Raw genomic sequence first — 24,142 nt, forward strand, 5'->3', positions numbered from 1 at the left:
ACTTCAACGCCCTTAGAACGCTCTCCTACCACGCATCCATACGGATGCATCCACAGCTTCGGTGAATCGTTTAGCCCCGATAAATTTTCGGCGCAGCGTCACTCGACCAGTGAGCTATTACGCACTCTTTAAATGATGGCTGCTTCTGAGCCAACATCCTGGTTGTCTAAGCAACGCCACATCCTTTTCCACTTAACGATTACTTTGGGACCTTAGCTGGTGGTCTGGGCTGTTTCCCTCTTGACTACGGATCTTATCACTCGCAGTCTGACTCCCGTGTATAAATATCTGGCATTCGGAGTTTGTCTGAATTCGGTAAAGCGAGATGCCCCCCTAGTCCAAACAGTGCTCTACCTCCAGTATTCTCAATCACGAGGCTAGCCCTAAAGCTATTTCGGAGAGAACCAGCTATCTCCAGGTTCGATTGGAATTTCTCCGCTACCCACACCTCATCCCCGCACTTTTCAACGTACGTGGGTTCGGGCCTCCAGTAAGTGTTACCTCACCTTCACCCTGGACATGGGTAGATCACCTGGTTTCGGGTCTACGACCACGTACTAATTCGCCCTATTCAGACTCGCTTTCGCTGCGGCTCCGTCTCATCAACTTAACCTCGCACGTAATCGTAACTCGCCGGTTCATTCTACAAAAGGCACGCTATCACCCATTAACGGGCTCTAACTACTTGTAGGCACACGGTTTCAGGATCTATTTCACTCCCCTTCCGGGGTGCTTTTCACCTTTCCCTCACGGTACTGGTTCACTATCGGTCACTAGGTAGTATTTAGCCTTGGGAGATGGTCCTCCCAGATTCCGACGGAATTTCACGTGTTCCGCCGTACTCAGGATACATTCAAGAGGGAATGAGGTTTCACTTACAGGGCTTTTACCTTCTATGGCGGGCCTTTCCAAGCCGCTTCAACTATCTCATTCTTTTGTAACTCCGTATAGAATGTCCTACAACCCCAAAGAGCAAGCTCTTTGGTTTGGGCTCTTCCCGTTTCGCTCGCCGCTACTCAGGGAATCGAATTTTCTTTCTGTTCCTGCAGGTACTTAGATGTTTCAGTTCTCTGCGTCTGTCCTCAACACGCTATGTATTCACGTGAAGATACTATGCGATTAAACATAGTGGGTTCCCCCATTCGGAAATCTCTGGATCAAAGCTTACTTACAGCTCCCCAAAGCATATCGGTGTTAGTGCCGTCCTTCATCGACTCCTAGTGCCAAGGCATCCACCGTGCGCCCTTATTAACTTAACCAATAAGTTACACTTACTCAAATGAGTAAGATTTTAAAAGATTGCACGATCAATTTCTTGATCATTTGTTTGTTTATTGCTTTCAATGTCGTTTTATCCAGTTTTCAAAGAACAATGTTTTGAAGTGTTTCATCAAAAAAGATGAACCTTCAAAACTGAACAGCAAACGTTAATGTTTCATTCCCAAAGGAATGATTCCGAAAATATCCTTAGAAAGGAGGTGATCCAGCCGCACCTTCCGATACGGCTACCTTGTTACGACTTCACCCCAATCATCTATCCCACCTTCGGCGGCTGGCTCCATAAAGGTTACCCCACCGACTTCGGGTGTTACAAACTCTCGTGGTGTGACGGGCGGTGTGTACAAGGCCCGGGAACGTATTCACCGCGGCATGCTGATCCGCGATTACTAGCGATTCCGGCTTCATGTAGGCGAGTTGCAGCCTACAATCCGAACTGAGAACGGTTTTATCGGATTAGCTCCCCCTCGCGGGTTGGCAACCGTTTGTACCGTCCATTGTAGCACGTGTGTAGCCCAGGTCATAAGGGGCATGATGATTTGACGTCATCCCCACCTTCCTCCGGTTTGTCACCGGCAGTCTCCTTAGAGTGCCCAACTAAATGATGGCAACTAAGAATAAGGGTTGCGCTCGTTGCGGGACTTAACCCAACATCTCACGACACGAGCTGACGACAACCATGCACCACCTGTCACCGTTGTCCCCGAAGGGAAAACTGTATCTCTACAGTGGTCAATGGGATGTCAAGACCTGGTAAGGTTCTTCGCGTTGCTTCGAATTAAACCACATGCTCCACCGCTTGTGCGGGCCCCCGTCAATTCCTTTGAGTTTCAGTCTTGCGACCGTACTCCCCAGGCGGAGTGCTTAATGCGTTAGCTGCAGCACTGAGGGGCGGAAACCCCCCAACACTTAGCACTCATCGTTTACGGCGTGGACTACCAGGGTATCTAATCCTGTTTGCTCCCCACGCTTTCGCGCCTCAGTGTCAGTTACAGACCAGATAGTCGCCTTCGCCACTGGTGTTCCTCCAAATCTCTACGCATTTCACCGCTACACTTGGAATTCCACTATCCTCTTCTGCACTCAAGTTTCCCAGTTTCCAATGACCCTCCACGGTTGAGCCGTGGGCTTTCACATCAGACTTAAGAAACCACCTGCGCGCGCTTTACGCCCAATAATTCCGGACAACGCTTGCCACCTACGTATTACCGCGGCTGCTGGCACGTAGTTAGCCGTGGCTTTCTAACAAGGTACCGTCAAGGTAGCGCCAGTTACTACGCTACTTGTTCTTCCCTTGCAACAGAGTTTTACGAACCGAAATCCTTCTTCACTCACGCGGCGTTGCTCCATCAGACTTTCGTCCATTGTGGAAGATTCCCTACTGCTGCCTCCCGTAGGAGTCTGGGCCGTGTCTCAGTCCCAGTGTGGCCGATCACCCTCTCAGGTCGGCTACGCATCGTTGCCTTGGTGAGCCGTTACCTCACCAACTAGCTAATGCGCCGCGGGCCCATCCTGTAGTGACAGCCGAAACCGTCTTTTAACATTCGAACATGAGTTCAAAAGTGTTATTCGGTATTAGCCCCGGTTTCCCGGAGTTATCCCAATCTACAGGGTAGGTTACCCACGTGTTACTCACCCGTCCGCCGCTAACTTTCAAAGGTGCAAGCACCAATGAAAGTCCGCTCGACTTGCATGTATTAGGCACGCCGCCAGCGTTCGTCCTGAGCCAGGATCAAACTCTCCATAAAAGTTAGTTTGAAAGCTCATTTGCTTTGCTAGCGTATCAACATAAAGTTGATATCTATAATTTGTTTAAGTTCATCACTTAAACATTTAAATCATTAACGTTTGCTTGTTCAGTTTTCAAGGTTCATATCGCTACTTCTTTCGAAGTGACAACTTTTATATCATAACACAATCTCTTATACCTTGTCAACAATTTAATTGAAATTGTTTCGATTGTATTTTCTTAGCAACATTTAAAATATCTGATTTCTCGGTTATTTTAAATGTGCGAAGCGATGTCCTACTCTCACAGGGGGAAGCCCCCAACTACCATCGGCGCTAAAGAGCTTAACTTCCGTGTTCGGTATGGGAACGGGTGTGACCTCTTTGCCATCATCACTTCACTATGAAAGATTGCTCTCTCAAAACTGGATAAACGTTTCATTGAAATTGTGCAATAAATTGTGGTTAAGTCCTCGACCGATTAGTATTCGTCAGCTCCATATGTCGCCACACTTCCACCTCGAACCTATCTACCTGATCGTCTTTCAGGGGTCTTACTTACTTGCGTAATGGGAAATCTCATCTTGAGGGGGGCTTCATGCTTAGATGCTTTCAGCACTTATCCCGTCCACACATAGCTACCCAGCGATGCTCTTGGCAGAACAACTGGTACACCAGCGGTGTGTCCATCCCGGTCCTCTCGTACTAAGGACAGCTCCTCTCAAATTTCCTACGCCCACGACGGATAGGGACCGAACTGTCTCACGACGTTCTGAACCCAGCTCGCGTACCGCTTTAATGGGCGAACAGCCCAACCCTTGGGACCGACTACAGCCCCAGGATGCGATGAGCCGACATCGAGGTGCCAAACCTCCCCGTCGATGTGGACTCTTGGGGGAGATAAGCCTGTTATCCCCGGGGTAGCTTTTATCCGTTGAGCGATGGCCCTTCCATGCGGAACCACCGGATCACTAAGCCCGTCTTTCGACCCTGCTCGACTTGTAGGTCTCGCAGTCAAGCTCCCTTATGCCTTTACACTCTACGAATGATTTCCAACCATTCTGAGGGAACCTTTGGGCGCCTCCGTTACTCTTTAGGAGGCGACCGCCCCAGTCAAACTGTCCGCCTGACACTGTCTCCTACCCCGCTAAGGGGCATGGGTTAGAAGTTCAATACAACCAGGGTAGTATCCCACTGACGCCTCCTTCGAAGCTGGCGCTCCGAGATCTCTGGCTCCTACCTATCCTGTACAAGTTGTACCAAAATTCAATATCAGGCTACAGTAAAGCTCCACGGGGTCTTTCCGTCCTGTCGCGGGTAACCTGCATCTTCACAGGTACTATAATTTCACCGAGTCTCTCGTTGAGACAGTGCCCAGATCGTTACGCCTTTCGTGCGGGTCGGAACTTACCCGACAAGGAATTTCGCTACCTTAGGACCGTTATAGTTACGGCCGCCGTTTACTGGGGCTTCAATTCGTAGCTTCGCTTGCGCTAACCACTCCTCTTAACCTTCCAGCACCGGGCAGGCGTCAGCCCCTATACTTCACCTTACGGTTTTGCAGAGACCTGTGTTTTTGCTAAACAGTCGCCTGGGCCTATTCACTGCGGCTCTCATGCGCTTGCACGCTCAAGAGCACCCCTTCTCCCGAAGTTACGGGGTCATTTTGCCGAGTTCCTTAACGAGAGTTCTCTCGCACACCTTAGGATTCTCTCCTCGACTACCTGTGTCGGTTTGCGGTACGGGCACCTCTCACCTCGATAGAGGCTTTTCTTGGCAGTGTGAAATCAGGAACTTCGTCCATACGGACTCGTCATCACAGCTCAACGTATTAGTGTGCGGATTTGCCTACACACACGCCTTACTGCTTGAACAGAGACAACCAACGCTCTGCTTACCCTATCCTACTGCGTCCCCCCATTTCTCAAACGGTGAGGAGGTGGTACAGGAATATCAACCTGTTGTCCATCGCCTACGCCTATCGGCCTCGGCTTAGGTCCCGACTAACCCTGAGCGGACGAGCCTTCCTCAGGAAACCTTAGTCATACGGTGGACGGGATTCTCACCCGTCTTTCGCTACTCATACCGGCATTCTCACTTCTAAGCGCTCCACCAGTCCTTCCGGTCTGACTTCAACGCCCTTAGAACGCTCTCCTACCACGCATCCATACGGATGCATCCACAGCTTCGGTGAATCGTTTAGCCCCGATAAATTTTCGGCGCAGCGTCACTCGACCAGTGAGCTATTACGCACTCTTTAAATGATGGCTGCTTCTGAGCCAACATCCTGGTTGTCTAAGCAACGCCACATCCTTTTCCACTTAACGATTACTTTGGGACCTTAGCTGGTGGTCTGGGCTGTTTCCCTCTTGACTACGGATCTTATCACTCGCAGTCTGACTCCCGTGTATAAATATCTGGCATTCGGAGTTTGTCTGAATTCGGTAAAGCGAGATGCCCCCCTAGTCCAAACAGTGCTCTACCTCCAGTATTCTCAATCACGAGGCTAGCCCTAAAGCTATTTCGGAGAGAACCAGCTATCTCCAGGTTCGATTGGAATTTCTCCGCTACCCACACCTCATCCCCGCACTTTTCAACGTACGTGGGTTCGGGCCTCCAGTAAGTGTTACCTCACCTTCACCCTGGACATGGGTAGATCACCTGGTTTCGGGTCTACGACCACGTACTAATTCGCCCTATTCAGACTCGCTTTCGCTGCGGCTCCGTCTCATCAACTTAACCTCGCACGTAATCGTAACTCGCCGGTTCATTCTACAAAAGGCACGCTATCACCCATTAACGGGCTCTAACTACTTGTAGGCACACGGTTTCAGGATCTATTTCACTCCCCTTCCGGGGTGCTTTTCACCTTTCCCTCACGGTACTGGTTCACTATCGGTCACTAGGTAGTATTTAGCCTTGGGAGATGGTCCTCCCAGATTCCGACGGAATTTCACGTGTTCCGCCGTACTCAGGATACATTCAAGAGGGAATGAGGTTTCACTTACAGGGCTTTTACCTTCTATGGCGGGCCTTTCCAAGCCGCTTCAACTATCTCATTCTTTTGTAACTCCGTATAGAATGTCCTACAACCCCAAAGAGCAAGCTCTTTGGTTTGGGCTCTTCCCGTTTCGCTCGCCGCTACTCAGGGAATCGAATTTTCTTTCTGTTCCTGCAGGTACTTAGATGTTTCAGTTCTCTGCGTCTGTCCTCAACACGCTATGTATTCACGTGAAGATACTATGCGATTAAACATAGTGGGTTCCCCCATTCGGAAATCTCTGGATCAAAGCTTACTTACAGCTCCCCAAAGCATATCGGTGTTAGTGCCGTCCTTCATCGACTCCTAGTGCCAAGGCATCCACCGTGCGCCCTTATTAACTTAACCAATAAGTTACACTTACTCAAATGAGTAAGATTTTAAAAGATTGCACGATCAATTTCTTGATCATTTGTTTGTTTATTGCTTTCAATGTCGTTTTATCCAGTTTTCAAAGAACAATGTTTTGAAGTGTTTCATCAAAAAAGATGAACCTTCAAAACTGAACAGCAAACGTTAATGTTTCATTCCCAAAGGAATGATTCCGAAAATATCCTTAGAAAGGAGGTGATCCAGCCGCACCTTCCGATACGGCTACCTTGTTACGACTTCACCCCAATCATCTATCCCACCTTCGGCGGCTGGCTCCATAAAGGTTACCCCACCGACTTCGGGTGTTACAAACTCTCGTGGTGTGACGGGCGGTGTGTACAAGGCCCGGGAACGTATTCACCGCGGCATGCTGATCCGCGATTACTAGCGATTCCGGCTTCATGTAGGCGAGTTGCAGCCTACAATCCGAACTGAGAACGGTTTTATCGGATTAGCTCCCCCTCGCGGGTTGGCAACCGTTTGTACCGTCCATTGTAGCACGTGTGTAGCCCAGGTCATAAGGGGCATGATGATTTGACGTCATCCCCACCTTCCTCCGGTTTGTCACCGGCAGTCTCCTTAGAGTGCCCAACTAAATGATGGCAACTAAGAATAAGGGTTGCGCTCGTTGCGGGACTTAACCCAACATCTCACGACACGAGCTGACGACAACCATGCACCACCTGTCACCGTTGTCCCCGAAGGGAAAACTGTATCTCTACAGTGGTCAATGGGATGTCAAGACCTGGTAAGGTTCTTCGCGTTGCTTCGAATTAAACCACATGCTCCACCGCTTGTGCGGGCCCCCGTCAATTCCTTTGAGTTTCAGTCTTGCGACCGTACTCCCCAGGCGGAGTGCTTAATGCGTTAGCTGCAGCACTGAGGGGCGGAAACCCCCCAACACTTAGCACTCATCGTTTACGGCGTGGACTACCAGGGTATCTAATCCTGTTTGCTCCCCACGCTTTCGCGCCTCAGTGTCAGTTACAGACCAGATAGTCGCCTTCGCCACTGGTGTTCCTCCAAATCTCTACGCATTTCACCGCTACACTTGGAATTCCACTATCCTCTTCTGCACTCAAGTTTCCCAGTTTCCAATGACCCTCCACGGTTGAGCCGTGGGCTTTCACATCAGACTTAAGAAACCACCTGCGCGCGCTTTACGCCCAATAATTCCGGACAACGCTTGCCACCTACGTATTACCGCGGCTGCTGGCACGTAGTTAGCCGTGGCTTTCTAACAAGGTACCGTCAAGGTAGCGCCAGTTACTACGCTACTTGTTCTTCCCTTGCAACAGAGTTTTACGAACCGAAATCCTTCTTCACTCACGCGGCGTTGCTCCATCAGACTTTCGTCCATTGTGGAAGATTCCCTACTGCTGCCTCCCGTAGGAGTCTGGGCCGTGTCTCAGTCCCAGTGTGGCCGATCACCCTCTCAGGTCGGCTACGCATCGTTGCCTTGGTGAGCCGTTACCTCACCAACTAGCTAATGCGCCGCGGGCCCATCCTGTAGTGACAGCCGAAACCGTCTTTTAACATTCGAACATGAGTTCAAAAGTGTTATTCGGTATTAGCCCCGGTTTCCCGGAGTTATCCCAATCTACAGGGTAGGTTACCCACGTGTTACTCACCCGTCCGCCGCTAACTTTCAAAGGTGCAAGCACCAATGAAAGTCCGCTCGACTTGCATGTATTAGGCACGCCGCCAGCGTTCGTCCTGAGCCAGGATCAAACTCTCCATAAAAGTTAGTTTGAAAGCTCATTTGCTTTGCTAGCGTATCAACATAAAGTTGATATCTATAATTTGTTTAAGTTCATCACTTAAACATTTAAATCATTAACGTTTGCTTGTTCAGTTTTCAAGGTTCATATCATCGCGTTTTTACGCGACTCCTTAATACTATAAAGTAGTTGGTTTTGTTTGTCAACAACTTTTTTCATTTTGTTTTTCGTTGTTTGCGTTTGTGTCGCAGCAACGTGTTTAAATATACACCCTATACCAGTTAGATTGCAACCCTTTTTTAAAAGAAAAAATATTCGGATTTTATGCAAACTATCGATATTGAGTTTCTTCCTATTATATATAGAGTAAAGCATCTTTACTTGTCACCGCGATTTAAATATATAAATTATTATACAAACGGAATAATTACTCATCAATCACTATCCCCCACCCCGTTTAAGTTATCGTTTCCGCTACAATTACCATCCCTTTCTTTACACAAACCCGATCCGAACACCTCTCTAATATTGTTTACCCACATGTATCTCAATCTAAACAATTAACGTGAATAAATAAAATCCATTCGACTTTCCTCTATATTAAAAAAGCTGCGAAATCAAAAATCGATTTCACAGCTTTGGGTTATTTCTTATAAGAAGATAAAGTAACCTAAGAAGATTAAGAACATACCGTACATGATCGGATGAACTTCTTTACTACGCCCTGCAACTATCATTGTAATTGGGTAGAATAAGAAACCAATTGCGATACCCGTTGCGATTGAATAACCAAGTGGCATACATAAGATAACTAAAAATGCCGGTATTGCGATTTCAATCTTGTCCCATTCAATTAAACGTAATGAAGATACCATTAACGCACCTACGATAATTAATGCTGGTGCTGTTACTGCTGACGTCACTACTGCTAGTAATGGAGAAATAAATAATGCTAGTAAGAATAATATACCTGTTACAACTGAAGCAAATCCTGTACGCGCACCTGCTGCTACACCAGCAGTAGACTCTACGTAAGAAGTTGTTGTTGATGTACCGAAAATAGCACCTGTTACTGTTGCCAATGCATCGGCTAATAAAGCACGACCTGCACGTGGTAATTTATTATCTTTTACTAAACCTGCTTGCCCTGCTACCGCCATTAATGTACCAGCCGTATCAAAGAAGTCTACGAATAAAAATGTTAGGACGACAATTAAGAAATCCATATTAAAAATTAAGCCCAAGTCTGCAAATGCTGCAAAAGCTGCACCAAATGTCGGCGAAACATCGGGAATTCCCGAGAATACCTTTTCCGGTACATTTACTAAACCGAAGATCATACCAGCGATTGCTGTAATAACCATCCCGTAGAAAATACCACCGTTGATCTTTTTAGCCATGAAGATTGCTGTAATAACGACACCGAATACTGCTAATAATGCATTACCTGATGTTACATCACCAAGTTTTACTAAAGTCGCCTCGTCACCTACGATAATGCCCGATCCTTGGAAACCTACAAATGTAATGAATAAACCAATACCAGCACCTACTGCATATTTTAATTGAGCTGGTATTGCGTTGATAATCGTTTCACGTAAACCTGTTAATGAAAGTATGATGAAAATTAACCCTGAGAATAAAACACCTGTTAATGCTGTTTCCCAAGCCATCCCCATTCCTAATACTACTGAGAAAGCAAAGAATGCGTTCAGCCCCATACCCGGTGCTAGTGCTATTGGGTATCTTGCAATAAGTCCCATAAATAAACTACCCACTGCCGCTGCAAGAGCCGTTGCTACGAATACCGCATTATAATCCATGCCTGCCGCAGAAAGCATTCCTGGGTTAACAGCTAAAATATATGCCATTGATAGGAAGGTTGTTAATCCGCCTAATGTTTCCTTGCGATAATTTGTTCCAAGTTTATCAAACTCGAAATATTTTTTCATTGTAAAATGTTCCTCCAAGTTGTCGTCTTACAACATGTCGAGTGCACCGAATCCTTCAAATCAAAAAGACATGCAAAGCAAAATGCCGCATGTCTACGATTTAAGGAAAGTAAAAATTCACTTCATAATAAAATGAAGGATCTTATTTTTAAATCGTAGTCGAATCATTTATGGTGATTCGGTAGAAACTTTCGGGCCATATTCCCGACATTATACGACGACGTATTTGATTTATGTTAGTAATATATCATTTAATCTCACTAATTTCAACCCAGTTTCCGAACATTTTTAGTTTTTATCTTTATAAAGTTCGTAAAAATATGCAATAATCTAACTTTTCACCAGTATTATTGTTTTTTTAATGTAAAAAGCAAATTGTTAGACATATCAATTGCATCTTTATAAACTAAGTTACATAATGCAACTAAAATTTGGAGGTAACACAATGAAAATAGTAACTATCGTCGGTAGTATCCGCAAAGAATCATACAATTTGCAGCTTGCAAAGCATATTCAATCACGCTATGCGGATCAATTTGATGTGGAAATTTTGGATTTAAAGCCTCTTCCAATGTACAACCAAGATGACGAATTAAATCCATCACAGGAAGTAATCGATTTTAAAGCAAAAATAAAAGCTGCGGATGCCGTACTTTGGGTGACACCTGAATACAACGCTACAATTCCCGGTGTATTAGGAAATGCAATTGACTGGATGAGCCGTGTCGATAAAGTAATGCATGGCAAACCATCGATCATTATGGGTGCTTCTATGGGAGTTTTAGGTACAGTTAAAGCACAAATGCATTTACGCGATATTTTATTTGCAAGCGGCTTAAATTCACCCGTATTACCAATGAATGAAGTTTACGTTGGAGCGGCACATACAAAATTCAATGAGCAAGGTCAACTTACAGATGCAGCGACTGTGAATTTCATTGACATTGTTATTGCAAATTTCCAAGAATGGATGAAAAACTTTAATTTAATTCAGTAAAATTCCCTACTTCAGTAAGTGGAAGATGATTGCCTAATAAGCAATTCTATTAGTGGGGTTCAAATTTCAACTGAATCAAGTTAAGCCCCGGCGGATGTCACAGATTTTTTAAAAGGAGTTTTTCGAACGGGCTCGAAAAAAATCTGGACGCAATTACGCCGAGGCGTAATTGATTTAATAGACGAAAAGGATGTCCGAATACAACTTCTCGGACATCCTTTCTTATTAATGAAGGCTATTCAAATGCTATCGGATACTTTTTCATTTTCAAATACATCATAAAAATGGTCGTTAAACCTAAGCTAAATAAACCAAATACTAAGCCTGTAATCGGTAAACCGAACCAATCTAGTAACGCCCCTGTGGAAAGAAGGACGATTTGGAATAATGTTTGATCAATCATATTACGGAATGCAAAGAAGCGACCATGGAACTCTCCCGGAACTTCTTTTTGAAAAATCGTCATCGTCGTTGGGAAGAAACAACCGACCGCAAAACCAAACAAGCCAAAAACAATAAGATTCATCATTTCAATTGTTGAGAAATAAAGAAGGGATTGCAAGAAGCCGATGAAAAGAGCCAACCCGAACATCATCGTTCCTGTGCGTAACCTTGCTCCAAGATATTTAACCGCAATAGCACCTACCATAAAACCAATACCTTCTACTGTATAAATTAAACCCGAGATACTTGCCGAATCATGCATTTGCGAGATTTTCATAATCATCAAGTTAAACGAGCCTAAAAATAATATCGGCACAACAATTAACACTAACGTCACAAGCACAACCGGAAACTGCTTTAATATCGGTAGCACTTCTTTAAAACTGCCACTGTCTTTCATTTTAGCCGTTGACTGTGCATCTTCCCCATCAATTTTCAGACCGAATAATACAAAAACCATCGCTATATACATAATGAGAGAAACGACATACAGCCAAATTAAATCAGCATAGGCTACAAATAATCCAGCAGCCGCTGCACCAATAATTCGTGACATCGTCCGTGCGTTCATATGCCAACCGTTCAATGTAAGTAAATCTTTTTTATCCACGATTTTTGGAATAATCGACTGCAATGCTGGCATGAAAAAGGTTGCGGCAACTTGCAAAGCCACTAAAAAAACGACCATGAGTAACACCGAATCAAAAGCAATCGCAGCGAACATAATAAATACCGTCACAACTCGTGCAATTGATGATGCAATAAGCACTTTCTTTTTACTACTAGCATCGATAATTTTCCCAGCCATTGGTGCGACCAATACCCCTGCTAGCATACCGATTGCTAAAATTACAGATTTATAAAAATCGGAGGGCACAAATTCTGTCATAAAGGCTAAGTTTCCGATAATCCCCGCCCACAGCCCGAGCCCGACGACAAATTCGCCAATGAGCACAATCCACACATTTCGATTACGCCACATTCTTTTTACCTCCTTTGAACTCCATTTGTTACCATCTTATATAATTTCGGGACACTAAACAATACGAAGTTATTAAGGAGGGATTTCTTGTATATAGTTACCAAACACCTTTTTACCATTTATTTAACACTTATAATTTGATATGCTACAATTTTAGTATTGTAGGATTTTCCAATTAACTTTGATAATAGCAAAAGGTTGGTGAGGTTCAATCGTGATTTTAACATTTTTCTTAATAGTAATTTTAGTTTTTACTGCATTGTCATTGGAACGAATTTTAAAAGATATACGGGATCAAAATAAGGAAATTATCGAGCTCTTAAAGAAGGATACAGAGGGTTTTGAAACTAAAGATTAATCCAGGTTATTTCAAAGAATGCATAATAATATTCGAGGGGGTAACATAATTGATTGGATTTTTTCTAGGGCCACTATTCATTTCGCTACTTGTCCTTTTAGTAATATTTTGGACTTTTGGCTTTGTCATTAGAAAATTGCTAGGTGTCGAAAGAATGAAATGGGTCTCTAATCCTTACGTTAATGAAAGACATAAAAAGTTAGACTGGTCGGTACGAATACCTTTTACGATTCTATTTTTGATTAGCTATTTTAATTATTCTAACAATAATTTTATTGAAGCTGCTTGGTATTTCAATCCATGGTTCATCGTAATTACTATATTAATCGTAACTGAAATTTTACGTGCATTTATGGAATGGAAATACGCAGAAAATAAAAAGAAGTATATTGTTACAATCGCAGAAATGCTGTTTACGACTAGCGTTTTATATTCGATCATACGCACTGACTTTTTCGGGATATTTAACTGATTGGAGGTTAACCTTTTGAATAATAACAAACCTTCAAAGTTAAATAGGCTAAGAGCAAAATACGCTGCACTATTTGTTGCTTTAGGTTGTTTATATAGTTTTGTAAATGGGTTCGGCGAAAATTGGTTTATGACCATACTGTTAGGTTCCGGTGTTTTAATTTGCGGATTGATTGCCTTCTTTGATATTACGCGAGCTAGGCGGTAAGTTCTCTTAGCTTAAAGGAAAAAAGGGGAAAGCTTAATCTATGTGGGATTTTTTAATAGGCATTTCAATCCTTCTATTGCTACTATTTTTTTGTTCCTTTTTGGCAGATGTATCCCCTGTCTAGCTTGCACATTTTAGACCAAAAATAAAATACATACTATTACTTGTTTAAATACTGTAACACTCAATCACTTTCAATCAATTACGCCGAGGCGTAATTGCGTCCAGATTTTTTCGAGCTCGCTCGAAAAACTTCCCTTAAAAATCTGTGACATCCGCCGGAGCTTAACTTGATTCAGCCGAGGTTTGAACCTCCACTGAATAAAATTACCTTTTTGGCATTCATCCCCCACTTATAGAAGTAGGGGACTTCTGCTGAATTAAGTTAAATTAACGTTATTGCAGAAACAATCGCGTTTTGCCACCTTTTAGCTAAAGTCATAACACAAAATATGACACATACAATTTTATTGAAGAGGTGACGACTTCGAGAAGAGTTGTAATGGGTATTCTTTTGATTGCCCTCATTATTGGTGTCATTATTATCGGAGTAAATTGGAGTAAAGCAAAGGCTACCAATTCAGAAGAACAATTAGAAAAAGACTTAGTAAAAAGTATGAAAGAAACGAAAGTAGAAAATGACAAAGTAATTCAGTTATTAACGGAAATTCCACTTGCGTTAAATGAGAACGGATTTGCGAAAGTAGGAGTAGGCTTTCATCATGAAGACCGCGTATTTTCTGTCCAAGCTGAAGAGGTAACCTTTACGAGGAGGAATAAGAAGGCTATTAAGAAGATTATTAAAAATACTACAAAAGAGAATGACTTTAAAAATTTTAAGGTAGAATTTCTATCGATGGATCGTTTCAAGTTAAGTGAAGAAGACATTAAACTTAGAGAATCATTCAATGAAATATCAAATTTGATATCAAAAGTATTAGAAGAAAACGGATATACTCGTTCTGCCTACTCTATTAAAGAAGAGGATATATTGATTGAAGTGACCAATGCGGATCTAGTTAATAAAGAGGTAATAGAAACGCTTATTGCAAACTCCATTTTTTCAAAAACAAATAGGCATTATACCGTAACGATAAAAGAACAAAGTAAAAATCAAATTTTAGATCAACAATGGCAACCTATATTTGACGCTATCAGAACAGAAACTGAAAAGAATTTTAAGGAATACCGGGGTTTTGCCTACTCATTTCATCCTAAACCATTAGAAATTATTATTAAAACGAACTTGAAGAATCATAAATGGTTTTGGAATTCTGATAAGTCGACCGATCAAATAGAAAATTATATAGAAAAAATAATCGCTTTAAAAAGAGCTGAACTTTCAATTGAAGAAATACCATATGAAATTATTATTCTTGATAAAAAAGATAAGCAAATGAATTAATGTGGCGTTTTTATTCAAAATGCTTTTAGCTTGGCGAACTATTGACAAGCTCACCAAGCTTTTTCTTGCGTGTACCGCCTCGGTCGTTCATCCACTATACACATCCGCGCTCTCATTAGGAAGTTCACTAAAATTCCCTCTATATTCATCATCATATTTATGACAGCTCACATATCTACCTTCACTTACATTGATTTCTCTAGGTACGACCATTTCGCATACTGCTTGTTTAATGGGACACCTCGTATGAAAAGGGCAGCCACTTGGTGGATTTGACGGACTTGGAACGTCACCGGTTAGGATAATTCTTTCCTTTTTGCTATCTTGATCTAGTGATGGTACTGCCGACATGAGCGCTTGTGTATATGGATGGAGCGGATTTTTAAATAATCCCTTCTTATCGGATAATTCTACGATTCTACCTAAATACATAACGCCTATTCTATCGCTAACATGTTTGATCACACTTAGGTCATGGGCGATAAATATGTAAGTAAGCCCGAGAGATTCCTTTAAGTCTTGAAACAGATTTAAAATTTGCGCTTGGACTGACACATCTAAAGCAGAAACGGGTTCGTCCGCTATGATTAACGATGGATTTACTGCGATTGCCCTCGCAATTCCTATGCGCTGTCTTTGTCCGCCGCTAAATTCATGTGGGTATCGATCGATATGAATTGGACTGAGCCCTACTTTCACCAATAGCTCTTGGACTTTATTTGACCTTTCTTTAGACCCTTGAACAATACCATGAGTTTGTAACGCTTCTCCCAAGATTGCTCCAACCGTCATTTTAGGATTGAGCGAGGCATAAGGATCTTGAAAGACGATTTGCATTTCCCCTCGCATTTTCCTTAAATCCTTTTCATTTAAAGAAGTCACTTCTTTCTCGTTAAAAATAACTTTCCCCTCTGTAGGTTCAATAAGACGTAGAATACTTCTACCCATAGTTGATTTCCCACAGCCGCTCTCGCCTACAATCCCTAATGTTTCTCCTTTGTTAACGTAAAAGTTTAGTCCATCTACGGCTTTTACAAAATGCTTTTCTTTTTGTAAGAAACGTTTTTTAATTGGAAAGTGCGTTTTTAAGTTTTCGACTTTCAATAAAGCGTTACTCAAACTTCCACCCCCTGCTCCTCGTATAACCAGCAACGTACCTTTTGAGAATCTACCTGAAATAAGGATGGGTTATGCTTATGACATTTCGCTAGTACATGTTGACACCTAAAACGAAACGGGCAGCCTTCCGTTATTTCTCCTATATTCGGGACATTCCCTTCAATAGGGGTGAGCCGGTCATCATTTTCACTATCAATGTTCGGGACTGAATTTAACAAACCAATTGTATAAGGATGTTTAGGGTTTTTAAAAATTGTTCGAACATCTGCTTGCTCCACAATTTGCCCATAATACATAACAATCACCCGGTCCGCCATTTCCGATACGACACCTAAGTCATGTGTGATGAGTAAAATGGCTGTATCGTATTGTTGTTGCAATGATTTCATTAAATCTAAAATTTGCGCTTGGATCGTTACATCTAATGCAGTAGTAGGTTCATCAGCAATAAGGAGCTTAGGGTTACATGCCATTGCCATTGCAATCATTACCCTTTGTCTCATCCCCCCTGAAAGCTGATGCGGATATTCTTCGATAATGCTTTCCGCGCGAGGTATTCCTACCTTTTTTAAAATTTCAATTGCCTTTTCCTTGCTATTGGCTTTTGTAGCAAATCCATGTAGAAAAAGAACTTCGCTAATTTGCTTTCCGATTTTATGGACAGGATTTAAGGATGTCATAGGTTCCTGAAAGATCATCGAAATTTTATTACCTCGAACTTTACGCATCTCTTTTTCTGAAAATGTATTTAGATTTTCTCCTTCAAATAATATTTCCCCTTGGGTAGTGCTCGAATTCCCCTCAATTAGCTGCATCAACGAAAGTGCTGTTACACTTTTTCCGCAGCCAGATTCTCCAACTAAACCAACCGTTTCTCCTTGCTGAATAGTAAATGATAAATCTCTTACTGCTGGAATAATTTCTGATTGATCATTTTTAAAAGATATATTAACATGCTGTACCGATAGCAAGTCTTGAACGATTGTTTGGTTCGTCAATATCTCTACCTCCCGTCTAGGAAATATTCATAGGCCATTTTAGAAATTTGAGCAATTGGTTCGTTTCCGTCGTATTCTAAGGTATGCCCTTTAGAAAAGACACAAATAACATACTGACCTTTCTCTTCCGGTAAGTAGACGATTCCTGCATCATTGAACATCGTACCAAGGCTACCCGTTTTATTTGCTACAGGTGTATTACGTGGTAAAAGCCCACCTATCCGCTGCTGGTAGTGCTGTCTAAATAAAATATTTAGTATTTCGTTCGAACATGTTGGTGAAACGAATTCCCCTTTAGCGAACATTTCTAATAACAAGGACATATCCTTTGCTGAACTATCATTGCTCTCTTTATTGTGCTGATACACAATACTATCCCAATCAATTTCCTGATCTATCAAACGTCTAATAATTTCAGCAAAGATTTCAGCGCTATATGGTTGAACCGGTATGCCTACGCTTAAACTTAAAAGGTCCCAAATTGAGTGTTTAATATAAATATTTTTGAGCCCTAAACGATCCATTGTCTCTTGTACTGGATTCACTCCACCAAGGATTTTTAATAATTTATCTGTAGCAAGATTATCACTTACGATAATCATCATCGTTGCTAAATCTTTTATTGTTGGCGTTAAGCCATAGTCCATTTCTTGAAATAAACCCGAGCCCGGTACATAGTCTTGTTCTGTCAGCTGTAAGCGTTCATGTAAATTGATTTCACCTTGATGGACCTTTTCGTATAAGGTTGCTAAAACAGGAAGCTTCATTACACTTGCCGTCTGAAATAGCTTTTCCCCGTGTATATTTACTTCCTCATTTTTTTGCACATGCTTAATATAAATTCCAAAGTCCGCTTCTATATCCTTCACATACGACTCGATTAATTGCTGTAAACTCACTCGACCACTCCTTGCTTAACGTTTATTTTGATTTGGGATCTAGAGCATCTCGTAATCCGTCACCTAACAAGTTAAACCCTAGCACTACTAGCATGATTGCGAGCCCCGGAAACAAAGTCATCCACCATGCCTGACTTAGAAAGGATTTTCCTACATACACTAATGCTCCCCATTCAGGATTGGGTGGCTGAGCACCGAGACCTAAAAAGCTTAAAGCCGCTGCAGAAAGGATGGCACCTCCAAATTCTAAAGTGGCTAAAATGATAATGGGTGAAGTAACATTCGGCAGTATATGCTTGAAGATGATTTTTCCATCTTTTAGCCCCAGTGCTCGAGCAGCTTCCACATATTCCGTTTCTCTAATTGTCAAAACTGCTCCTCTGACTACCCTTACAAAGGACGGGACAGCCGATATCGCAACTGCAATCATTGCATTTGTTAGACTTACTCCTAAAATTGCAACGATAGCAATCGCCATTAATAGCGACGGGAAAACCATTAAAATATCTATAAATTGCATAATATATATATCTAGTTTTCGATAATAACCGGCGATAACTCCTAAAATGACACCAATCGTCCCTGAAATAACGACCGCAAATAAACCCATCAATAAAGAAACTCTTCCTCCGTAGAGAATGCGTGTCCAAATATCTCTGCCAAATTCGTCCGTCCCTAGCCAATGCTCTAAACTCGGGCCAGTTAAACTATCCTCAAAGTTCATTTCATTTACAGGAAAGGTTGTAAATAATGGTGCAAACACTGAAGTAATAATAAAAAATAATAAGATGAGGGAGCCAACGACAGCCCCTTTGTTTTTCTTCATCTTTTGAAAGAAAGTAACGAATCGTGATTTTCTTTGAATATATTGTGGCGTTAAAATTGTCGGATTATCTAATGATCTCAGCTTTATCTCTCCCCTCACACGACTCTTTATTCGTATTGAATACGAGGATCTAATTTGGTATACAGTAAATCAACTGCAAAGTTAACTAGAATAATAATCGAACCCATAAATAACAATAACCCTTGAACAGTTGGAATATCCCGGGTAGATATAGCCGAAACAATTAGACTCCCAAGACCTGGCAGTGCAAATACAGTCTCTGTAACTACTGCCCCAGCCATCAAATAACCGAACTGCATACCGATTAATGTGATAACCGGTATAACAGCATTTTGTAAACAATGTTGGAAAATTAACCGATATGCCCCTGCTCCTTTCGCACGAGCTGTTCGTATATAATCCTGTTTAATTACGTCGAGCATACTGGACCTTGTCATTCTCGCAATACTGCCCGCCGTTCCCAACCCTAATGTGATGGAAGGCAGTATGAGCGAATAAAACCCGCTATATCCTGAGATTGGGAAAATACTTAATTGATACGAAAATAACAAAATTAAAAACAACGCAATCCAAAAACCTGGTGCAGATATTCCTATAAGAGCCAACGTCATTGCGAGTTGATCGTAAATCGTATTCTTTTTGACAGCAGCTAGTACACCTATGCTAATCCCTAAAAACGAGCCAAATATAATGCTGTAAAATGCTAATTGTGCCGTTATTGGTATTCGATTCATAATTTCTTCAACTACCGTATAGCCAGTAATAAATGAAGTACCTAAGTTCCCTTGTATTGCATTCGCCATATAGGATAAATATTGAACGGTTATTGGTCGATCGAGCCCCAACCTCGATTCTAATTCTCGAATAGACTCCTCTGTTGCATAGTCACCTAGTATGTGATTCACCGGATTCCCCGGGATTAAATGAATAATCATAAACACTAAAATGGAAACGCCAATAATGGTAATAAGCATTGTAGTTATTCTTTTGAGTAAATAGGACGACAAGGAAACGCCTCCTTTTGTGCAGATTAGGTTTCTTCTATTCTTTTACTTTTACATCTTGCCATTCGATGGACCCATTGATTGGATGCACCACAAAGCTTTCAAAATTACGAACTGCCGTAATATTTTCTTTCACATACAACGGTACAAATGGCGATTCCTCTACTAGCATTTCCATCGCTTCCTCATATAGTTTCAACCTTGCATCTTGATCCATTTCAATAGCAGCTTTGTCCAAAAGGCTATAAATTGCTTCGTTTTCATAATGAAGTCGCTTCGATTTATCTTTACCGAATAATAAGAAGTTCAGCACATCTGCATCTGGCCATCCAAAACTCCACAGCAACATTTGGTGTGCTCCCTTAGGTGTTTGCTCAATAATAACGGCGGATTCTTTCACAGCAATGTTTATTTTAATACCAATTTTCATTAGTTGATTTTGTATCACTTGAGCCGCGCGTTGATTCGCTGGATCATCGTCCACCCATAACTCTACTGCAAATGGCTTGCCATCCTTCATAACGACGCCATCTTTATTCTTCTCAGTCCAACCTGCTTCAGCTAATAAATTCTTTGCCTGCTCTATATTTCTCGTATATTTATCTCGTGCCATCGTTTCAATATTTTCGCTATAACCAAATGCTGCTTTCGGCAATGGTCCAAACACTGCTTTCGCTTCCCCATTTAATGTATTGTCTATAATGGATTCCCTATCGATTGCCATTGCAATCGCTTGTCTAACTTTTACATCTTGGAAAATAGGTAGTTTATTGTTCCAGCCTAAGTAACTTAAAACGTCCCCTGGAACCCTTTCAATTGTCACTTCTGAATCCTTTTCTAAATCCTTAATATATTGGTAAGGAACATTCAATAAAACATCAATATTCCCTTTCTTAAATTCTAAAATTCTAGTTTCTTCATCTGGTATAAATCTAAAATTCACGCTATCAAATCCTGGACCACCATCATTCCAATTAAAATCCTCATACGGCTCATATACTAGAGAGTCTCCACGGTTAATTTTACTTAGTTTTAATGGACCAGACCCACTTGGATTCTTCTCAAACCCTTCTCCGTTTTCATCCAGAACAGAAACATCTATCGGTGCTAAAAAAGAAGTCGTCAAATTAATAAAGAACGGCGCAAACTGATCCTTCCATTTAATTTTGAAGGAGTATTCGCTAATTACTTCTATGCTATCTATATCCCCAGCGTTTGTACTAAAAGGAGAAGATTCCACTAATCTTTCAAAAGATAGTTTAACTGCCTCCGCATTAACTGGCTTCCCAGAATGGAACTTCACGTCCTCTTTTAAATTAAAGATTACCTCTTTGCCATCCCCTATAATCTCGTAATCTGCAATTAAATTCGGGACAATATTCCCCTCAAAGTCTTGCTTCAATAAAGTATCATATAAAGGCGTATTCGCTTCTCCAGTCGACGATGTTCTATGAATATCAACAGAATCTGGCTCCGAAACTAAACCTACTACGACCTCTCTTGAACCTTCCTTAGAATCAGATTGTTCTCCCTCTGTACAGCCGGATAGCACAAGTAAAAGCACGATAAATAAACTTATTAATCCAAACTTATTTTTCATCATTTCCCTTCCCCCCCATTTTCCAATAGCAATTCATCTATACTAGAATTTTATATTATCTACTATATATTCTTGGAGGTAGATAGATATGTCATAATGATAGATTTTATTAGATTTGTTACTAGCATTGGCTGCTGAGATGGATATAGTTGCGGAAAGCCTAATGAAGGATACTGCAGTTATTGAGGTTGCAATAAATATCTAAGGTTAAACATGGTTAATTCATTATCTATTGCGAGGACAACTGAAGGATTGTTACGATATATATACAAAATCCTTTTATGTTTCATCAATTAATGAAACATAAAAGGATTTATAAACGTAAATAAGTTTAATGGAGGTGGAAAAAGTGGCGTTATTGTTTATTGCAATTATCTTATCTATACCTGCGTACGGCTTTTTAATATGGAGTCTTTACGAACCAGATGAGGCTGCTTTCTTTTTAGACAAATGGCGATATAAAGAGGTACCTGAGTTATCCGATCTACAAAAGAAATTGAATAAAATAGCTAACATCGTTTTGATTATTTTACTTACGATAGTACTCATTGCCCTTGCAATTGATGCATTCACGCCTGAACCACCGATACCTGATATGGAAGAATATGATTGGGATTATTAATGTACTTTGCTTCGAAGTTTGCCTAAAAGCAAATAAACATCTTTTCCTTACAGTTATTCTCCTTAAAATGGTGTGTACACTAAACATTAAGAAATTATCTGGATTAACAAAAAGCTTGGAGACCCTTATTAAAGGTCCTCCAAGCTTTTTAAAATTGCTATTTATTGTGCGGCTGTCGCTTCGCTTTCGCCGCAAACGCTCGCTTTGCTGACGCAAAAAATTCCTTCGGTGCAGTGGCTCCTCGAAATTTGGCGAGCGTTCACTCCCACTCGATCGTAGCTGGCGGCTTACTTGTAATATCATACAGTACGCGGTTAACACCCTGTACTTCGTTAACAAGACGTACAGAGATTTTTTCTAGGACGTCGTAAGGAATACGCGCCCAATCGGAAGTCATGCCGTCGATTGATGTTACACCGCGGATTCCGATTGCGTAGTCGTACGTACGGCCATCCCCCATTACACCTACTGATTTGATATCGGGTAGGACCGTGAAATATTGCCAAATTTCGCGTTCAAGACCGGCTTTTGCGATTTCTTCACGTAAGATGAAATCCGATTCGCGAACGATTTCTAACTTTTCTTCTGTAATTTCACCAAGTACACGGATACCTAATCCTGGACCTGGGAATGGTTGGCGCCATACGATTTTCTCGTCTAAACCAAGCTCTAAACCTAAAGCACGTACTTCATCTTTGAATAATGTTTTAAGCGGCTCGATTAACTCAAACTGCATATCTTCTGGTAATCCACCAACATTATGGTGAGATTTAATTGTTTCCGCAGTTGCTGTACCAGACTCGATAATATCTGTGTAAAGCGTACCTTGTGCTAAAAAATCCATGCCTTCTAATTTAGAAGCTTCTTCGTCAAATACGTAAATAAATTCATTACCGATAATTTTACGTTTTTGTTCCGGATCTGAAACTCCCGCTAATTTGCTCATGAAACGCTCACGTGCATCGATTTTGATTAAGTTCATATCGAAATCTTCCGTGAAAGTTTTCATCACTTGTTCCACTTCGCCTTTACGGTTTAAGTTGTGGTCTACAAACATACAAGTTAATTGGTCACCAATTGCTTTGTGGATTAATACCGCTACTACCGACGAGTCAACGCCACCTGATAATGCACAAAGAACTTTTTTGTCGCCCACTTGCTCACGAATTTTTGCAATTTCGATGTCGATGAAGTTTGCCATAGACCAGTCGCCTTTTGCACCACAAACATCAAAGACGAAGTTGCGTAATAAGCCATTTCCGTAAACAGAGTGACGTACTTCTGGGTGGAATTGTACAGCATACAGTTTACGCTCAACATTTGCCATTGCAGCGATTGGGCATGCAGGGCTTGTTGCAATTACTTCAAAACCAGCCGGTACTTCCGTTACATGATCACCATGACTCATCCAAACGATTTGTTCCTTTGGTAACTCACCGAATAATTTGTTATCCGCTGTTACGTTAATTTCTGCTTTACCGTATTCACGTGTATCCGCGCCTTCAACTTTACCACCTTGCGTATGTGCGATTAATTGCATACCATAACAAATACCTAAAATCGGTAAACCTAATTCGAAAATTGCGGGGTCCACTTTGAATGCCTCTTCGCCATAAACAGAGTTTGGACCACCTGAAAATACGATACCTGCAACGTTCATTTCTTTCATTTCTTCTGCAGTCGTTGTATGAGGGTGTAATTCTGAAAACACACCAAACTCACGAATACGACGTGTAATTAATTGATTAAATTGACTTCCAAAGTCTAAAACAACAATCTTTTCTTGTTCTTTTAATAAAGGATTTGACACAATTTTCACCTCTTCTAAAGTATTCAATGCAGTTTACAATCCTAAAAAACGCATAGAAATATGCTCTATGCGTTCACTTCTAGTGAGTAATATCACCCAACGAAAATGGTCGTTTGCTACATTTTATTTTTCAATAGTAAACATTTGAAAAAAGAAAATCAACTAGCAATAGAATTGGCGGAATATTTTTTTTATTATTAGCTTGCCAACAATTTTTGCTTTCGTATCTATTTCTAGTCTTACAAAACAAAAAGCTTGGCAGAAACCTTTTCAAATAAGGTTCTCCC

13 protein-coding genes, 5 rRNA genes, 1 pseudogene and 1 riboswitch (1 of these 20 running past the window's edge) are annotated in these 24,142 nt (G+C 41.5%); of the genes and pseudogenes, 5 read left to right on the top strand and 14 right to left on the bottom strand.

The window, feature by feature from the left end; genetic code table 11:
* The 6 genes from MHI10_RS19285 to MHI10_RS19310 all read right to left on the bottom strand — a co-directional run.
* A 23S ribosomal RNA gene (locus MHI10_RS19285) occupies window positions 1-1,259 on the bottom strand; it reaches 1,668 nt to the left of the window's first position.
* Between the two features lie 212 nt (window positions 1,260-1,471).
* A 16S ribosomal RNA gene (locus tag MHI10_RS19290) occupies window positions 1,472-3,026 on the bottom strand.
* Window positions 3,027-3,291: 265 nt separating this feature from the next.
* Window positions 3,292-3,407 (bottom strand): 5S ribosomal RNA (gene rrf / locus MHI10_RS19295).
* A 60-nt stretch (window positions 3,408-3,467) separates the two neighbouring features.
* Window positions 3,468-6,394: ribosomal RNA gene (locus MHI10_RS19300) — 23S ribosomal RNA — on the bottom strand.
* A 212-nt stretch (window positions 6,395-6,606) separates the two neighbouring features.
* A 16S ribosomal RNA gene (locus tag MHI10_RS19305) occupies window positions 6,607-8,161 on the bottom strand.
* Together the 16S, 23S and 5S rRNA genes form the textbook arrangement of a ribosomal RNA operon.
* A gap of 628 nt (window positions 8,162-8,789) precedes the next feature.
* Entirely contained in the window at window positions 8,790-10,091 is a 1,302-nt protein-coding gene (locus MHI10_RS19310) for an NCS2 family permease (RefSeq protein ID WP_340788350.1), read from the bottom strand.
* 136 nt (window positions 10,092-10,227) lie between these two features.
* Window positions 10,228-10,329: riboswitch (purine riboswitch) on the bottom strand.
* A gap of 207 nt (window positions 10,330-10,536) precedes the next feature.
* Between MHI10_RS19310 and MHI10_RS19315 the strand changes: the two genes are divergently transcribed.
* Entirely contained in the window at window positions 10,537-11,088 is a 552-nt protein-coding gene (locus MHI10_RS19315; protein ID WP_340788353.1) for an NADPH-dependent FMN reductase, read from the top strand.
* 235 nt (window positions 11,089-11,323) lie between these two features.
* On the opposite strand, the pseudogene MHI10_RS19320 reads toward MHI10_RS19315, so the two are convergent.
* Window positions 11,324-12,517, bottom strand: a pseudogene (locus MHI10_RS19320) (MFS transporter); the annotation flags it as partial.
* Between the two features lie 404 nt (window positions 12,518-12,921).
* On the opposite strand from MHI10_RS19320, the gene MHI10_RS19325 reads away from it, so the two are divergent.
* From MHI10_RS19325 to MHI10_RS19335, 3 genes are all read left to right on the top strand, one after another.
* Window positions 12,922-13,344, top strand: a complete 423-nt coding sequence (locus MHI10_RS19325; protein ID WP_340788356.1) for a DUF4181 domain-containing protein — start codon at window positions 12,922-12,924, stop codon at window positions 13,342-13,344.
* A 15-nt stretch (window positions 13,345-13,359) separates the two neighbouring features.
* Entirely contained in the window at window positions 13,360-13,551 is a 192-nt protein-coding gene (locus MHI10_RS19330; protein ID WP_340788359.1) for a hypothetical protein, read from the top strand.
* Window positions 13,552-14,053: 502 nt separating this feature from the next.
* Window positions 14,054-14,956, top strand: coding sequence for a hypothetical protein (locus tag MHI10_RS19335; RefSeq protein ID WP_340788361.1), 903 nt, complete (start codon window positions 14,054-14,056; stop codon window positions 14,954-14,956).
* A gap of 87 nt (window positions 14,957-15,043) precedes the next feature.
* Here MHI10_RS19335 and MHI10_RS19340 read toward each other — a convergent pair whose 3' ends face one another.
* The 6 genes from MHI10_RS19340 to MHI10_RS19365 form a co-directional block, all read right to left on the bottom strand.
* Window positions 15,044-16,075 carry an ABC transporter ATP-binding protein gene (locus tag MHI10_RS19340; protein ID WP_340788364.1) on the bottom strand — a complete coding sequence of 344 codons (1,032 nt, stop codon included), beginning with the start codon at window positions 16,073-16,075 and terminating at the stop codon, window positions 15,044-15,046.
* Entirely contained in the window at window positions 16,072-17,073 is a 1,002-nt protein-coding gene (locus MHI10_RS19345; RefSeq protein ID WP_340788366.1) for an ABC transporter ATP-binding protein, read from the bottom strand. Before MHI10_RS19345 ends, MHI10_RS19340 begins: the two co-directional genes overlap by 4 nt.
* Before the next feature lie 5 nt (window positions 17,074-17,078).
* Complete coding sequence (locus tag MHI10_RS19350) at window positions 17,079-17,972, bottom strand: serine hydrolase (RefSeq protein WP_340788369.1); 894 nt, start codon at window positions 17,970-17,972, stop codon at window positions 17,079-17,081.
* 22 nt (window positions 17,973-17,994) lie between these two features.
* Window positions 17,995-18,837: an ABC transporter permease gene (locus MHI10_RS19355; RefSeq protein ID WP_445683233.1), complete on the bottom strand. Its 843-nt coding sequence runs from the start codon at window positions 18,835-18,837 to the stop codon at window positions 17,995-17,997.
* A gap of 68 nt (window positions 18,838-18,905) precedes the next feature.
* The gene (locus MHI10_RS19360; RefSeq protein ID WP_340788372.1) at window positions 18,906-19,826 is read right to left on the bottom strand and encodes an ABC transporter permease; all 921 of its coding nucleotides are present in this window, start codon (window positions 19,824-19,826) and stop codon (window positions 18,906-18,908) included.
* A 34-nt stretch (window positions 19,827-19,860) separates the two neighbouring features.
* Window positions 19,861-21,426 carry an ABC transporter substrate-binding protein gene (locus MHI10_RS19365; protein ID WP_340788374.1) on the bottom strand — a complete coding sequence of 522 codons (1,566 nt, stop codon included), beginning with the start codon at window positions 21,424-21,426 and terminating at the stop codon, window positions 19,861-19,863.
* Window positions 21,427-21,772: 346 nt separating this feature from the next.
* Here MHI10_RS19365 and MHI10_RS19370 point away from each other — a divergent pair, with 346 nt between their 5' ends.
* Window positions 21,773-22,045, top strand: a complete 273-nt coding sequence (locus MHI10_RS19370; protein ID WP_340788376.1) for a hypothetical protein — start codon at window positions 21,773-21,775, stop codon at window positions 22,043-22,045.
* 259 nt (window positions 22,046-22,304) lie between these two features.
* Here the strand turns inward: MHI10_RS19370 and guaA are convergent, their stop codons facing one another.
* Window positions 22,305-23,858: a glutamine-hydrolyzing GMP synthase gene (guaA, locus tag MHI10_RS19375; protein ID WP_340789292.1), complete on the bottom strand. Its 1,554-nt coding sequence runs from the start codon at window positions 23,856-23,858 to the stop codon at window positions 22,305-22,307.
* Window positions 23,859-24,142: the final 284 nt, after the last annotated feature.

It is taken from the genome of Solibacillus sp. FSL K6-1523 (genome assembly GCF_038005225.1).
GTDB lineage: Bacteria > Bacillota > Bacilli > Bacillales_A > Planococcaceae > Solibacillus.